We start from the raw sequence: 14,463 nt of genomic DNA on the forward strand, positions 1-14,463 counted from the left end.
CCTGCCTGTGTCGCCGCTGGCGGTGCGGCTGGTCGCCGATCGTCGGGGGGCCCGCCTTACGGCTCCTTCGTTTCCGACTCCAGTTCTGTGCGGGTGGCCGGTCCGTAGACGCCCAGCTCGTCGTCCCTGATTCCCCGCGACCACTGGTAGTTGCGCAGCGCTTCCTCCACCCTGCTGGTGAAGACTCCGTTCGCGTCGTCGTTGTAGAGGTACAACTGCCGCAGACGCAGCTGGAGTTCGGTCACCTCGGCGCCCCTGTCCCCGCGTCGCAGGACGGTGACGCCGGGACTGCTCTGGCTCTCGTCCCTCCCGTCGGCCCCGTCGGCTCCGTTCTCCGGGGTCAGGGAGCCCGTGGCCCGCGCGGTCGGTGTCGGGCTCGCTTCGGCCGTCCGGGAGGCCGACGGCGAGGCGCTGGAGGCCGACGGGGACGGTGAGGTGCTCTCGCTCTCGGACGCGGACGGCGAGGCGCTGGACGCCGACGGGGACGTGGAGCGGCTCGCCGACGGCGACCCGGAGGCCGTGCTCGCCGAGGGGTCCGGTACGGCCGCCCTTACGCCCTCGGGGGCTGCGCCGTTCCGGGTCGGGGTTTCGTAGGAGAACAGCCCGCTCGCGAACCCGGCCGCCGCGAGGACGGCCACGGCCGCGCCCGCGCTCGCGATCAGCAGCGTGCGGCGGCGTCGCCCGCGCGGCCGCTCACCGTCGGCGTACGCTCCGTGCTCGTCGGAGTCGGCCGCGTCGAACAGGCTCAGGTCGGTGGCGCCGGGCGCGGAGGCGGTGGGGGCGAGGGGCGTCGGCAATGCCGCCGTCCGCGGGTCGGGACGGCCGGACGGATCCACCGCGCGCAGCGGCATGGTCGCGTCGGACACCGGCGGCAAGGGCATCGTCGCGTCGGCCGCGGAGGCGTCCGCCACTCCCTCGGGGCCCGCCACTCCCCCGGGGACCGCCGCCCTTTCCGGGCCCTTGGCTCCTGTCTGGCCCGCGGTGCCTGCACGGCCCTTGGCTCCTGTCTGGCCCGCGGTGCCTTCGCCGGCTTCGCCGGTGTCGCCGACCTCGATCTCGACGTACGGACGTATCCGCAGCGGATCGAAGTCCTCCGCCGCGGCCGCCTCCGCCTCGCGGGTGTCGCGCAGGGCCTCGGACGCACGCTGGGCGCAGGTGCAGGAGGGCCTGTTGTCGGCGGCCCGGAGCGCCCCGCACTCCGGGCACCGCAGCCCGTGCCGTCCCGGCCGCCCCTGCTGCTCCGTCGGTTCGTTCACCTGTTCGTCCCTCCCCATGCGAACTCCAGAGATTATGCAGATCCTCCACACAGCCGCCGTCCCACGGCCCCCGGAACGAGGGGTTCCGACAGGACTCGAGAGGCCATAACGGGACACACCGATCACGATGGATAGGTGTCACGCGAGCCACGGGAGGCATCCATGGCATGGGACGCACACGCCAGGACGGAGGATCCACGCCATCCCCGTCAGGAGCACGTTTCCGGCAACGTCCTGGTCTCCATCGGCGCGCTGTTGCTCGGCATGCTGCTCGCTGCCCTCGACCAGACGATCGTGTCGACGGCGCTGCCCACGATCGTCAGCGACCTCGGCGGCATAAACCACCTGTCCTGGGTGGTCACGGCGTATCTGCTGGCGTCGACGGCGGCGACCCCGCTGTGGGGCAAACTCGGTGACCAGTACGGGCGCAAGAGGCTGTTCCAGACCGCGATCGTGATCTTCCTGGTGGGGTCGGCGCTGTGCGGAATGGCGCGGAACATGCCCGAGCTGATCGCCTTCCGGGCCGTGCAGGGCCTGGGCGGCGGCGGGTTGCTGGTGCTGTCGATGGCGATCGTCGGGGACATCGTCCCGCCGCGGGAACGCGGCCGTTACCAGGGGCTGTTCGGCGCGGTCTTCGGCGCCAGCAGCGTCCTCGGCCCTCTCCTCGGCGGCCTGTTCACCGAGCACGTGAGCTGGCGCTGGGTCTTCTACGTCAACCTCCCCGTCGGCGTCGTCGCGCTCGCCGTCATCGCGACCGTCCTGCGCATCCCGCGCAAGGCGACGAAGCACGTCATCGACTACCTCGGCACCTTCCTCATCGCCTCCGTCGCCACCTGCCTGGTCCTGGTCGCCTCCCTCGGCGGCACCACCTGGGGCTGGGCCTCGCCGCAGATCGTCGGGCTCGCGGTCCTGGGCGTCCTCCTCGCCGTGGCGTTCGTGGCCGTGGAACGCAGGGCCGCCGAACCCGTCCTGCCCCTGAAGCTGTTCCGCGTCCGCACCTTCACCCTCGCCGCCGTCATCAGCTTCATCGTCGGCTTCGCGATGTTCGGCGCGCTGACCTACCTGCCGACCTTCCTCCAGGTCGTCCAGGGCGTCTCGCCGACCATGTCGGGCGTGCACATGCTGCCGATGGTGTTCGGCATGCTGCTGTCGTCGACGACCTCAGGGCAGATCGTCAGCCGCACCGGCCGCTGGAAGGTCTTCCCGGTCGCCGGCACGGCCGTCACCACGCTCGGCCTGCTCCTCCTCCACCAGCTGGACGAGAACAGCCCCACGTCCGAGACGAGCGCGTACTTCTTCGTCTTCGGCCTGGGTCTCGGCCTGGTCATGCAGGTCCTGGTCCTCATCGTGCAGAACGCGGTCTCCTACGAGGACCTCGGCGTCGCCACCTCCGGCGCGACCTTCTTCCGCTCCATCGGCGCGTCCTTCGGCGTCGCCATCTTCGGCACGGTCTTCGCCAACCGCCTCGGCGACGAGCTCGCGGCCGCCTTCCGCGGCGTCGACCTCCCGCCGGGCGTCTCCGTCGGCGCGCTGGAGGCCGACCCGCGGATCGTCACCGACCTGCCGGCCGCCCTGCGCCCGCCGGCCCTGCACGCGTACGCCACCTCCATCACGGACGTCTTCCTGTACGCCGCGCCCGTCGCCCTCCTCGGCTTCCTCCTCGCCTGGTTCCTGAAGGAGGACCGCCTGCGCGGCTCGGTCACCGCCCCGGACCTCACCGAGACCCTCGCCAGCAACCCCGTCGAGCGGTCGTCGTACGACGAGGTGTGCCGGGCGCTGTCCGTCCTCGGCACCCGTGAGGGCCGCCGCGAGATCTACCAGAGGATCACCACCCGGGCCGGCTACGACCTCCTTCCGGCCGCGAGCTGGATGCTGCTGCGGATCAAGCGCTACGGCAGTGTCGAGCCCGGCGCGCTCGCGGAGCGCACCAACGTCCCGCTGCCCGCGGTCCTCGAGGCCGCGCGCCAGATCGAGGAGCGCCGCCTCGCCGTGCGCGAGGGCCTCGACCTGCTCCTGACCCCCGAGGGCCGCGAGACCGCCGACCGGCTCGCCCGGGCCCGCGAGGAGTCGCTCGCCGAACTGCTCGGCGACTGGTGGGGCCCCGACCGCCCCACGGACCTGGTCCAACTGGTGAAGGAGCTCAACAGCGAGCTGTGCGGCTCCGACCGTGAACAGCCGCGCGAGGTGCGACCGGCGGCGCGGGTCGGCTGACGGCACGGCGGGCGCCGGTGGGTCCCGCCCGTCCCGTGGGTCCCGCGGGTCCTGCGGGGTCTGCGGGGCCCGGAACCGCGGACCGTCGGCCCCGGTGTACCGACCTCGCTCGCCGGCCCGTCGCGGAGGCCCCGGGCGACCTCCCGTGCGGGCTGCTGGACACCGGCGGCCGCCCGCGACGCGGTCAGGACCGCCACGGCGTGGGCGGGGCCGTCGGCAGGTCCGGCGAGACCGGCCTCTTGGCGCAGGTCGGGCAACTGGCCCGTCGTCGGCGCCCGGGTGGCGACATCGGAGGCGAAGTCCGGGACGAGGGGGTGGCACAGGATGCTGTCGGCCGTGAGGCCGCGCACGCCTGCGGGCGTTCCCGCCCGGCGACGCCCCGGAACGCGACGAGCGCGAACACCTCGGGCAGTGGACGGTGACGACGGCGACCGGCACCACCGGCGAGACGCGTCGCGGCCCTGGGCGGCCCCCTCGGGCCGCCACCGTGGCCGCCGCGAGCGCCTGGGGGTCAGGAACCCCTGTGGGCGGCGGTGGCGCCGAGGTCCTTGGTGAACCAGTGTTCGGCGTACGGGGCGTCGTTGTGGGCCTCGGTCTCCGTGTAGCCGAGCCTGGCGTACAGGGCGCGCGCCTCGGTCAGGTCGCCGCGGGTGTCGAGGATCATCCGGTCGGCGCCGAGCTCGCGGGCGGTGTCCTCGGCGGCGCCGACCAGGAGGGCCGCGCCGCCCTTCCCGCGCATCCGCGGCAGCAGGAACACCCGTTTGAGTTCCGCGGTCGCCGCGTCGAGCAGGCGTACGCCGGCGCTTCCCGCGGGCTCACCGCCGTACCGTGCGACGAGCAACCGCCCGCGCGGCGGGGCCAGTCCGTCGCCGGTATCGGCGGCGATCTCCCGCTCCAGCTCGTCCGGATGGGTCCGGCGTCCCTCGTGCAGCAGGTACCAGCGGTCGCTGACCTCCGTGTAGTACGCCCGCCACAGTGCGGCAGCGGCGGGGGAGTTCACGGGTTCCGGGGCGATCGTCCAGCTCATGGCGGCCATTGTCGGGAGGGGACGGGACCCGCGCGCAACCGAATATGCGCCGCCACCGGGGGCGGAGACGGCGCGGCGGGACCGGCCGCCGTTTGTCCCGCGCCGTCCGGGCAACCCGATCCGTAAACCGGCCCGTGGGGCCGACACACCGGAAGGCAACCATGTCCACAGGCTTGATCATCGCTCTGATCGTGATCGTGGCGGCCGTCATCGCCGTTGCGGCCGTCCTGGCCGTGCGGGCGCGAGGGTCCCACTCAGGACGCGGCCTGAAGCAGCGCTTCGGTCCCGAGTACGACCGGGCCGTGGCCCGGCACGACGGGGACGTCAAGGCGGCCGAGCGGGAACTCGATGCCCTCGTGGAGCGGCACGGAGGGCTGCGCGAGCGGCCGCTGGAGCCCGCGGAGCGCGAGCGGTTCGAGGCCCGCTGGACGGCCGCACAGGAGCACTTCGTCGACTCGCCCCGCCAGGCGATCACCGAGGCCGACCAGCTGCTCGCGGAGGTGGCCGGCGCCCGGGGCTTCCCGGACGGCGGGCAGTACGAGGAGCAGGTCGCCGCACTGAGCGTGCACCACGCGCGCCACGTGCACGGCTACCGGCGCGTGCACCAGGTCGCCCGCTTCCACACGGACGGCGGCGCGCGCAGCGGCCAGGCGCCCGGCACCGAGGACCTGCGGTCCGCCCTGGTCGAAGCCCGCGCCCTTTTCGACGATCTCCTGACCGAGGGCCGGCACGACTCCGGCCGGCACCGTGCAGAGCCCCGGCAGACGCAGAGCCGGGACACCAGGGCCCGCAAGGGCCACCACCTGCCGTGGGGCTTCCACCGGCATCAGACGAAGCAGGGGTGAGAGGAATGCCCGACGTGACACCGAGCGGTGACGACCGACGCGGTACGCGGCCCCAGGAGCGGGCCGAGCGGGCCGAGCGGGCCGAGCGGGCCGAGCGGGCCGAGCCGACGTCCGTCGTGAGCGGTGGCCAGGAGGCGCCGGCGACGACCGCGGAGCGGCGGAGCGCGTTCACCGAGATGACGAGGGACGCCCGGGGAGCCCGGGCCGCCGGAGAGGGAGGCGAGCTGCGGGGCCCGTCGACGGCCGACGCCGGTGCGCAGGACGCCAACGCCTCCCGCGGCACCGAGTCCGCCCAGGCCACGCGGACAGGTGCCCCGTTGCTCCCGCACGAGGAGTGCGACAAGCTCACCGCCCGCATCCAGCACGCGGTGGCCGAGTTCGTCGAGCGCCCCCGGGACGCCGTCGAGGAGGCGGACCACGTCCTGGAGGAGCTGACCACGCGCTTCACCGACGCGGTGAACAGCCGCCGCCGTACGCTGCGCGGCTCCTGGCAGCTCACGGACGACAGGGAAGACGCCGCCACGACCGCCGACACCGAGCAACTCCGCCTGGCCCTGCGGGACTACCGCGAGCTGACGGAGCGGCTGCTGCACATGTGACGGCCCGGCCGGCACATCCATCCCTGATCCCGCCCGGTCCCGACGGTTGGCCTCCCTGATCCGGCGCTGGTCCGGCCCTGGTCCGGCCCGACGATCGCCGGACCGCCGGACGGGCGGCCGGACATGTACGACTAGTCGGCCTCCGCCGCTCCGGCGGAGGCCGACCGGCGCGCCCGCCACTCCCGTACGACCGTCTCGACGTCGTACGGCCTCATGCCCAGCGGGGGGCCGGGCGGCGGCTTGAACATCATGTCGCGGAGCTTGACGTTGACGTCCGTGATGATCTTCCGGACGAGACGCTCCGAAGGAGCCGCGTACGCCGCCGCGAGGGCGTCCTCCGCCTCCTTGCGCAACGCGAGCGCCGGCGGAAGCACCGAGAGCCCCTCGCGCGCCATCTTGCGCCTGACCCACCACAGTTCGTCGTACGAGGTGTCGAGCTCCGGGGCCAACGGCTTGCCCGCGCCCGGGAGTTGGTCGAAGTCGCCGCGTCGTTGCGCGTCACGGATCTGCTTGTCGACCCAGGACTCGAACGGGACGCCGGGTGGCTTTCGCTCGGTCATGCGTCCATTGTGCCGGACGGGACGGCCCCGGGCGATTTAGTATGCGGCGGCTGTACAAGGTCACTCACGGCCGCCTCACCATGCCACTGTCGGACACCTCACGAGGAGCGCACGTGCTCGAACTCACCATGGCCACCGTCTCGGGGACGGAGGAGGGTGCCACGGCAGGCATGCTCATGGCCGACGCGCCCAGCGAGCCGGGCGCCGTGCTGCGGGTGGGCCGTGACAAGTCCGTCTGCCGCCTCGTGACACCCGAGGACTGGCTGTTCGTCTCGCGGGTCCACCTGGAGTTCCTGTGCGGGCCCGACGGCGTCTGGCAGGTCACCTGGCTGCGCGGCTCCCAGCCGGACCCGTCCTCCGAGGTCCGGCTGGTGGTCGGCGAGTACGCCCAGACCATCGCGTACGGCGGGACCGTCCAGCTGCCCCGTGGCGGCAACGGCGAGATCGTCGTGGTGGACCGCACGGGGCCGCGCAGCGTCAACGTGGGCTTCTACCACGAGGCCTGAGGGGGCCGGCCGCGCTACGCCAGGACGCGGGCCAGCGCGAACCCGTCGTAGCCCTTGGTGCCCACCGTCTGGATCGCCGTGCCGCTCAACCTCGGGTGCGAGCCGATCAGTTCGATCGCGGCGCGGCTGCCCAGCACGTCCCCCTCGTCGCTGTCGGCGTCGGCCACCCGGCCGCCGCGGACGACGTTGTCGATGACGATCAGGCTGCCGGTGCTGGTGAGCTTGAGCGCCCACTCCAGGTAGTTGGCGTTGTTCGCCTTGTCGGCGTCGATGAAGACCAGGTCGAACGGGGGCGGGTTCTCGTCGGCCAGCAGCGGCAGCGACTCCAGGGCCGGGCCGACCCGCACCTCGACCTGTTTGTCGAGTCCCGCGCGGGCGATGTTGCGGGTGGCGACCTCCGCGTGCCGGGGGTTGTACTCCAGCGAGATCAGGCGGCCGTCGGCGGGCAGCGCGCGGCCCAGCCAGATGGTGCTGTAGCCGGCGAGCGTGCCGATCTCCAGGATGTTGCGCGCCCCCTGGATCTCGGCGAGCAGCTGGAGCAGCTTGCCCTGGTTCGCCGTGACGTGGATCTGCGGGAGCTCCGCGGCCTCGCTGTCGCGCACGGCGGCCGCCATCACCTCGTCGTCCGGGGCGAGGTGGGTGGTGAAGTAGGCGTCGACGGCGTCCCAGACCTGCGACTCGCTCATGCGCTCTGCCTCTCGTGTACCTGGCATAACCCGGACATGCGTGGAACATCTCGTCAGAACGCTAACCAGTCATGTCTACCGCGTCATGCCAACGGCGCCCGCCGTGCCCGAGTTCCCCGTCGGCCCGGGCTTCACAAGGCGCCGACCGGCCGAAATCAGCCGTTCGGCCCAGGAGGCGGCGGGGGAGCGGTAGAGCCGGGCGGCCGCGGCGGCACAGCAGGGACCCGAGGGCTCTGAGGAGCCTGAGAGATATGAGAGGTGTTTGGGTTCGGGCCGGGTGGGGCGGGCGGCGTGCCCGGCACCGGGGACGTGCCGGACGGCTGCCCGGCGAGGCGCTGCCCTCCGATCCGCTCCCCGCCGACCCGCCGCACCCCGCCGACCCGCTGGACTCCACCGACCGGCTGCCCCCACGCGTACTGCCGACGCGCCCGCCTCCGCCGTACGCCGAGCACGGCCGCCCCCGTCACCAGCGCCGCCAGACCTCCGGTGACGGTCAGCAGCCACACCGGGATCCCGGCCACCGTGGGCAGCCGGTTCCGGTAGACGACCTGCCGGAACGTGGCGTCCTTCGCCGTCCGGCGGAGCTCGTGGTCCCCGGAGATCGACGACGGCACCGGGAACTCCTGCGCCAGGGCCGTCAGGAACGGCGCCCCCTCCGCGAGCTCGCCGAGTGGCCCCGTCGCCGTGTCGACCCGCCCCGCGAAGGTGACCCGGGGCCGCTCGCCGCCGATCCGCGACACCGGCTCCATACGGTGGTCGGCCAGGACGTACAGGCTCAGGGACTGCGCCGTCGTCGCCAGGCGGGACAGCCGCATCGGGTAGACGAGGGTGTCACTGGCGAAGGTGAGGTGGAGCGGCTCGAGGTCGCCGCGCAGCGGGGTGCCGGCGGTCTCCGGGGCCAGCCGTACCGCCACGTACTCCCAGCCCCGGTCGACGTACGGCTGGAGGGCCGTCTCCAGACGGGGCGGGAAGGTGAAGCCGTTGTCGCCCAGCCAGTCGTCCAGGGCAGCCGGGTCGGTGGCCGTCAGCCGGGCCACGTCGAACGGCCCGAGCCGCTCCCGCCCCACCACGCCCACGCCGGCCCCCTCGCCCGGCGGGGGCGGGGCCGCACCCGCGCCGTCGTCGGTGGTCAGCGGCCAGTCGCCGTCCCGCGGCCAGAAGTGGTACCGGGTGCGCTCCTCGGGGGCCATGGCGTCGGTGAGCTGCGAGAAGACCTCCGCGTCGCCTAGCTTCACGGTCGCCCGGTTCGGCACCGGCATGATCCAGGCGGCCCGGTCGGCGTCCCCGCCGACCGACAGGCGCATCACGATCTGTTCCTGCTCCCCGTCCCAGCGCACGACGGAGGCCTCCCGGTGCACGGCGACCCGCTGCCCGCCGCCCGGGACGAGGGCGCCGCAGCCGCAGGCGTGGGCAGGGACGGCGAGGGAGCCGAGCTGGGTGGCGGCGAGAGCGAGGAGAACGGTGAGGAGACGCCCCCGCCGTACCCCCCGCACCTGGCGATCGCGCCCGCGCCGTACCCCCCGCACCTGCCGATCGCGCTCCCGCCCCGCCCGCCGTTCCCGCAGGAAACCGACCATGCCGCGCAGCCCCTTTGTCACCGGTCACCGCCTGTGGTGCCTACGACGGTGCGGGCGAAGATCCGGTTCCCGTACGCGCCGTAACCCTCGCACCCCGCTGAGGCGATCCCTCCTCCGGAGCACTATCGTCTTTCGGACAAAAGGAGAACGGACGTCAGGTGAAGCCGGGGAGGCCTGCGTCTCTGTCCGGGGGTGGTGCGAGCCTCATAGGGTTCGTGGAGGCACCTCACGCATGGGACGCGGGGGGACGACGGGGCGGGAGGCCGACGAGGCGTGGCGAATGCGGAGCGGAGCGGGCGACCGGCGGAAGCCTTCGGGGCGGCGGCGGTCGACACGGCGAGGGCACGCCTGCGCGTGGCCCGCCTGGGCCTCTGGCTGGTCGCGGCGCTCCTCGCCGTCCGTCAGGTGGCCGTCGTCCTCGGCACCCCGCGCGGCGAGCGGCTGACGGATCTGGAGACGTGGGTCGGACCGGACGGCGTCCTGCACGTCAACGGTTCCCTCTACGACTCCACACGCTTCACGGGCACACCCTTCGGCGGCCTCGTCCTCAAGCCCCTCACCCGGGCGGCGGAACAGGCCCTCGGCTGGGGCTGGACCTTCGGCACGCTGCTGCTGGTCGTGGCGCTGGGTCTGGTGGCGGCGCGCGCCCTGCCGCAGCCGGTCAGCAGACGCACCTCGCTGCTCGCCGTCCCCGTGGCGATCGTCCTGCTGATGCTCTCGCTGCCGGTGCGCAACACCCTCTGGCTCGGCCAGACCAGCATCATCCCCGTCCTGCTCGTCCTGCTCGGCTGCTTCGTCGCCCGAAGCCAGCGGGCGGGCGGCGTCCTGATCGGCCTGGCGGCGGCCCTCCAGCCGACGGTGCTCCTCTTCACCCCGCTGCTGTGGTTCACGGGCCGCCGGCAGGCCGCCGTCTCCACGGGCGTCACCTTCACCGCCTCGACCGTGCTCGCCTGGGCGGCGATGCCGCACGACTCGTACACCTACTGGGTCCACCACATGGCGGGCGTCGGTCTGGGCGGCAAGGCGGACGCCCTCGCCAACCAGTCCCTGCACGGCGCCCTCCTCCGCCTCGGCCTCTCGGGCCCCCTGGAGATCGGCCTGTTCCTGGTGCTCGGCGTGACGGTCGCGGCGCTCGGCGTCAACCGCTCGGTGCGCTACGCCCGGGACGGCCAGCTGCTGCTGGCGGTGGCGATCACCGGCTGCGCGGCGATCGCCGTGTCCCCGACGACCTGGCAGCACCAGCTTCTGTGGGTCCTCCTGGCGGTCGTCGGCCGCGTCGGCAAGCGCGCCTCCGACCGTTACGTCTGGCCGGTGGCCGTCGTCCTGGTGATGACCCTCCCGGCGAAGATGATGCTGCCGGACATGCCGGCGCTGTACCCGCTGCGGGACAACGTGGTCCTGCTGGCGGCGGTGGCCGCCGCGACGGCCGTCCCGTTCCTTTCCCGGACCTCGCCGTACTACCGCACGCCGATTCCCACGGAGTACGCGGCGCCGGTCCCCGCCAGATGGACGTGGGTACCGCTGCTGCCGTTCCTGCGCCGCGTCCTGACCCGGCCCAACCTGCTGATGGAGCTCCTCCTCATCCGTGTCACCTACGCGGCCTACCAGCAGGTGCGGCTGGCGGCGACCGGGGGGACGATCTCGGGGGGCCGGGACCGGGCGGAGGCCCACGGCCACCAGATCCTCGACATGGAGCGCTTCCTGCGCATCGACATCGAGCACACCGTCAACCACTGGGTGGTCGGCGTCGACTGGCTGCGGAACTTCTTCGACTTCTACTACGAGTCGTTCCACTTCGCGGTGCCGCTGTCCGTGCTGGGCGTCCTGTACTGGCGGCGGCCGGTGGACTACCGCTGGGCGCGGGCCTCCCTCGGCTTCGCGACCCTCCTGGCCCTGGTCGGCTTCTGGCTGTACCCGCTGGCGCCGCCGCGGCTGATGCCGACGCTGGGGATCATCGACACGGTCCACGGCGTGCAGGACTTCTCCAGGCCGGACTACGGGACGCTGACGGCGCTGACGAACCAGTACGCGGCGATGCCGTCGCTGCACTTCGGATGGTCGCTGTGGTGCGGCGTGGTGATCGCCGTCGTGGCGCCGAAGTGGTGGATGAAGACGTTGGGGCTGCTGCACCCGTTGTTCACCGCGTCTGCCATTGTGGCCACGGGCAATCACTGGGTGCTGGACGCGGTGGGCGGCGCCGTCGTGGTCCTGGCCGGGCTGGGGCTGGCGTACGTGGTGCAGGGGCCCCGGGCGCGGGCGGCTCTGGTGACGGAGGCCGCCTCCCCGAGCGGGGAGCCGGCGCTCCTGGAGAAGGACCGGGCGGAGAAGGATCGGGCGCCCAGCTGACCGGACTGCGGTCAGCCGGGCGGGGACAGGGACACATGCACATAGGAAACGCGCGAAGGCTGCTGGCCGGCGCCGCTGCGGTCGTGGCAGTGGCGCTGTCCGGGACGGGCTGTTCCGGCCAGGAGTCCACGGAGCATCCCGGCGTGTCGGCCGCGGGCGACACGGCGAAGGCGGCGTCGCAGGACACGACGGACGCGCAGGGCAGAACCCTCACGTACGAGGAACTGCGGCGCCTGGCCTTCAAGCAGGGCGAGGGCCCCACCACGCACGCCGCCCCCGTCCAGAAACCCGGTGTCAAGAAGAGCGAGCGGACCTACCCGCCGGTCTCCGACGCGTCCTGCCAGAGCGTCCTGGACGTCCTGGACGCCAAGGGCGCCTCCGCCGTCGTACGCCAGGTCTTCAACTGGAAGGACGACCTCTGGGGCGGCGCGTCGACGCTGGCGTCCTACCGGGGCACGGGCGCCGAGCAGGCCTTCGACCGTCTCGAGAAGGGTCTGAGGACCTGCGTCGCCTACTCCGGGGTGTCCTACGCGGGCGAGTACTTCACCGAGGTCACCGGGGTGAGTGCCGCGGAGGCGGGCCGGGTCGGGGACGAGGCGCTGACCTTCCGCACCGCCACGCCCACGAAGGACGGCATGGTGATGCACGAGGACCACGTCGTCGTCCGCACCGGCCACGTCACCGCCACGTTCCGCAAGACGGAGGCCGGCCACGAGGCCACGTTCCCCCGGGACCTGGTGGAGTGGCAGGTGGAGCGGTTGACGGAGGCGCAGCGGTCGTGACCCGCCCCCTAGCGTGACGCGGATCACGGGAACTGGGGTGGCCGCGGCGGCAGCCAACAGAGGTGAGCACTCATATGCGTACCCGGGTACGGGCCGGGGATCCGAGCGCCTTCGCCGAGCTGTACGACAGCCACGCCCGCACGGTCTACAACCATGCCTTCCGGCTCACCGCCGACTGGTCGGCGGCCGAGGACGTGATGGCGGAGACCTTCATGGAGGCCTGGCGGCTGCGTGACCGTGTCGACGCCGAGGGCGGCTCCCTGCGGCCCTGGCTGCTGGGCGTCGCCACCAACGTCGCCCGCGGCCACCACCGGAGCAACCGGCGCTACCGGGCCGCCGCGAACGCCGCCGCCGAGGCCGAGACCGCGCTGCCCGACCACGCCGAGGAGGTCGCGGGCCGGCTCGACGACCGCCGGCGCATCGCGGCCGCACTCCGGGCGCTGGCCCTCCTGCGCAGACCGGAACGCGAGGTGCTGGCGCTCTGCCTGTGGGAGGGCCTGGAGTACACGGCGGCTGCGGAGGCCCTTGGCATCCCGGTCGGCACGGTCCGCTCCCGCCTCTCCCGGGCCCGCGCCAAGCTGCGCAAACTCACCGAGGCCGAGCTGTTGGCGGCCGGCCGGGGAGCCCCGCCCGCCCAACTCGTCGACGGAAAACGGGAACTCGGCCCGCCGGATCGCCAGACAAGAGGAGAACGTACCCACGCGATCCGGCCCGTATCGGAAGGAAGTCGATGAAAGCGACCCCGTCCCGGCAGAGCCCGGCCGAGTGGGAGGAGACAGCACTCCTCCTGCCGCAGACGGCGCGCGACCTGCCGACGGGCCGTCACCAGTTCCACAAGGAGCGCCTGATGGCTCGCATTCAGCAGGACATCCAGCAAAACGACATGCAGCAAGGGGACAACCCCACGACGACGGGCATGCCGTCGACGACCCGGCCGAAGGCAGGCCGCCTCCGCCTGCCGCGCCCGGCGATCACTTTCCCCGCCCTGGCCCTCGCCCTCGCCGGCGCGGTGACCCTCGGCACGGTGCTGAACGACGGAAACGGCGTCCGGGCCGGCGGCCTCGCCACCGGACCGGCGCTCACCACCCAGCTCGGCACCCCGACCACCAAGGGCGTGCCTCAACTGCTCGACGAGATCTCCCTCGTGGCGGCCGAGACCCGCAACCCCGTGATCAAGCCGGGCCAGTACGTCTACATCGAGTCCAAGTCCGCCGACACGTACGTGCGCTACGACGGGGACAAGGCGTCCCTGGAGAGCCACGCCCTGCACCGGCGCCAGATCTGGCAGTCCGCCGACGGCACCAAGGGCTGGCTGATCGACCCGGCCGTCAACGACGACCCCGAGGGAGAGACCCTCAGCCTCCCCGACGAGCAGGGCAACACCCCGGTGGCCGGCCTCAACAACCCGTCCTACGACTTCCTCACCAAGCTGACCACGGACCCCGACAAGCTGCTGACGATGATCTACAAGGCGGCCGAGGGCCACGGCAACAGCCCCGACCAGCAGGCCTTCACCACCATCGGCGACCTCCTGGGAGAGTCCTACCCGCCCGCCGAGCTCTACTCGGCCCTCTTCAAGGCCGCCGCGAAGATCCCCGGCGTCGTCGTGGTCCCGAACGTCAAGGACGCCATCGGCCGCCCCGGCGTGGCGGTCGCCCGCCTGGACGAGACCAGCGGCGCGCGCGAGGAGTGGATCTTCGACGCGAAGTCCCACGTCTTCCTCGGCCAGCGCCAGGTCCAGGTGAAGGCGACCAGCGAGGACGGAGGACTGGTGAAGCCCGGCACGATCAACTACACCAGCGCGATCGTGAAGCGGGCGGTGGTGGACGGGATGAGGGAGGTGCCGGGGGAGGGGAGCTGAACAGGGGTAGGGGCACGGGGGCCTGCTCCGTGCCCCTCGGGGGCCCTTTTCCTGGGGAATCTGCCGGCGCAGGAGGGAACGCTCCCTCAGGACCTGCCGGCGTGGCAGATCGACCGCCTGGGGGCGCGCAGCGCTCGTGACGCGGTCGGGGCGTCGCCGCGGCTGTGGCACAGGACCGGCCCGCCGGCTGATCACTCACACCCGGTC

General features: G+C 73.0%; 13 protein-coding genes. 8 read left to right on the forward strand and 5 right to left on the reverse strand.

Annotated elements, in window-relative coordinates; genetic code table 11:
- Positions 1-56 precede the first annotated feature (56 nt).
- Positions 57-1,274: a peptidoglycan-binding protein gene (locus ACIHAR_RS04780; protein ID WP_400016893.1), complete on the reverse strand. Its 1,218-nt coding sequence runs from the start codon at positions 1,272-1,274 to the stop codon at positions 57-59.
- A 144-nt stretch (positions 1,275-1,418) separates the two neighbouring features.
- Between ACIHAR_RS04780 and ACIHAR_RS04785 the strand changes: the two genes are divergently transcribed.
- A complete protein-coding gene (locus ACIHAR_RS04785) occupies positions 1,419-3,467 on the forward strand; it encodes a DHA2 family efflux MFS transporter permease subunit (RefSeq protein ID WP_400016896.1) in 2,049 nt (682 codons plus the stop codon).
- Between the two features lie 511 nt (positions 3,468-3,978).
- Here ACIHAR_RS04785 and ACIHAR_RS04790 read toward each other — a convergent pair.
- Positions 3,979-4,494 (reverse strand): GNAT family N-acetyltransferase, encoded by a 516-nt coding sequence (locus tag ACIHAR_RS04790; protein WP_400016900.1) that lies wholly within the window; start codon positions 4,492-4,494, stop codon positions 3,979-3,981.
- A gap of 161 nt (positions 4,495-4,655) precedes the next feature.
- Between ACIHAR_RS04790 and ACIHAR_RS04795 the strand changes: the two genes are divergently transcribed.
- Positions 4,656-5,339: a hypothetical protein gene (locus ACIHAR_RS04795; protein ID WP_365454840.1), complete on the forward strand. Its 684-nt coding sequence runs from the start codon at positions 4,656-4,658 to the stop codon at positions 5,337-5,339.
- Between the two features lie 5 nt (positions 5,340-5,344).
- On the forward strand, positions 5,345-5,938 hold the full coding sequence (locus tag ACIHAR_RS04800; protein WP_400016902.1) for a hypothetical protein: 594 nt from the start codon (positions 5,345-5,347) through the stop codon (positions 5,936-5,938).
- A gap of 131 nt (positions 5,939-6,069) precedes the next feature.
- On the opposite strand, the gene ACIHAR_RS04805 is transcribed toward ACIHAR_RS04800, so the two are convergent.
- Complete coding sequence (locus tag ACIHAR_RS04805) at positions 6,070-6,498, reverse strand: DUF1992 domain-containing protein (protein WP_365454846.1); 429 nt, start codon at positions 6,496-6,498, stop codon at positions 6,070-6,072.
- A 113-nt stretch (positions 6,499-6,611) separates the two neighbouring features.
- Between ACIHAR_RS04805 and ACIHAR_RS04810 the strand changes: the two genes are divergently transcribed.
- Positions 6,612-7,004, forward strand: a complete 393-nt coding sequence (locus tag ACIHAR_RS04810) for a hypothetical protein (protein WP_365454849.1) — start codon at positions 6,612-6,614, stop codon at positions 7,002-7,004.
- 14 nt (positions 7,005-7,018) lie between these two features.
- On the opposite strand, the gene ACIHAR_RS04815 is transcribed toward ACIHAR_RS04810, so the two are convergent.
- Both ACIHAR_RS04815 and ACIHAR_RS04820 read right to left on the reverse strand, forming a co-directional pair.
- Positions 7,019-7,690: an O-methyltransferase gene (locus tag ACIHAR_RS04815; RefSeq protein ID WP_365454852.1), complete on the reverse strand. Its 672-nt coding sequence runs from the start codon at positions 7,688-7,690 to the stop codon at positions 7,019-7,021.
- Between the two features lie 155 nt (positions 7,691-7,845).
- Positions 7,846-9,288, reverse strand: a complete 1,443-nt coding sequence (locus ACIHAR_RS04820) for a DUF2330 domain-containing protein (RefSeq protein WP_400016906.1) — start codon at positions 9,286-9,288, stop codon at positions 7,846-7,848.
- A gap of 252 nt (positions 9,289-9,540) precedes the next feature.
- On the opposite strand from ACIHAR_RS04820, the gene ACIHAR_RS04825 reads away from it, so the two are divergent.
- The 4 genes from ACIHAR_RS04825 (at position 9,541) to ACIHAR_RS04840 (ending at position 14,256) form a co-directional block, all read left to right on the forward strand.
- Positions 9,541-11,613, forward strand: coding sequence for a phosphatase PAP2 family protein (locus ACIHAR_RS04825; RefSeq protein ID WP_365454858.1), 2,073 nt, complete (start codon positions 9,541-9,543; stop codon positions 11,611-11,613).
- Between the two features lie 35 nt (positions 11,614-11,648).
- Complete coding sequence (locus ACIHAR_RS04830) at positions 11,649-12,395, forward strand: hypothetical protein (RefSeq protein WP_400016909.1); 747 nt, start codon at positions 11,649-11,651, stop codon at positions 12,393-12,395.
- Between the two features lie 74 nt (positions 12,396-12,469).
- The gene (locus ACIHAR_RS04835; RefSeq protein ID WP_365454864.1) at positions 12,470-13,129 is read left to right on the forward strand and encodes an RNA polymerase sigma factor; all 660 of its coding nucleotides are present in this window, start codon (positions 12,470-12,472) and stop codon (positions 13,127-13,129) included.
- On the forward strand, positions 13,126-14,256 hold the full coding sequence (locus ACIHAR_RS04840) for a CU044_5270 family protein (protein ID WP_400016912.1): 1,131 nt from the start codon (positions 13,126-13,128) through the stop codon (positions 14,254-14,256). The genes ACIHAR_RS04835 and ACIHAR_RS04840 overlap by 4 nt, the downstream gene beginning before the upstream one ends.
- Positions 14,257-14,463: the final 207 nt, after the last annotated feature.

Source organism: Streptomyces sp. NPDC052016, from assembly GCF_044548445.1.
In the GTDB taxonomy this organism is placed as follows: domain Bacteria; phylum Actinomycetota; class Actinomycetes; order Streptomycetales; family Streptomycetaceae; genus Streptomyces.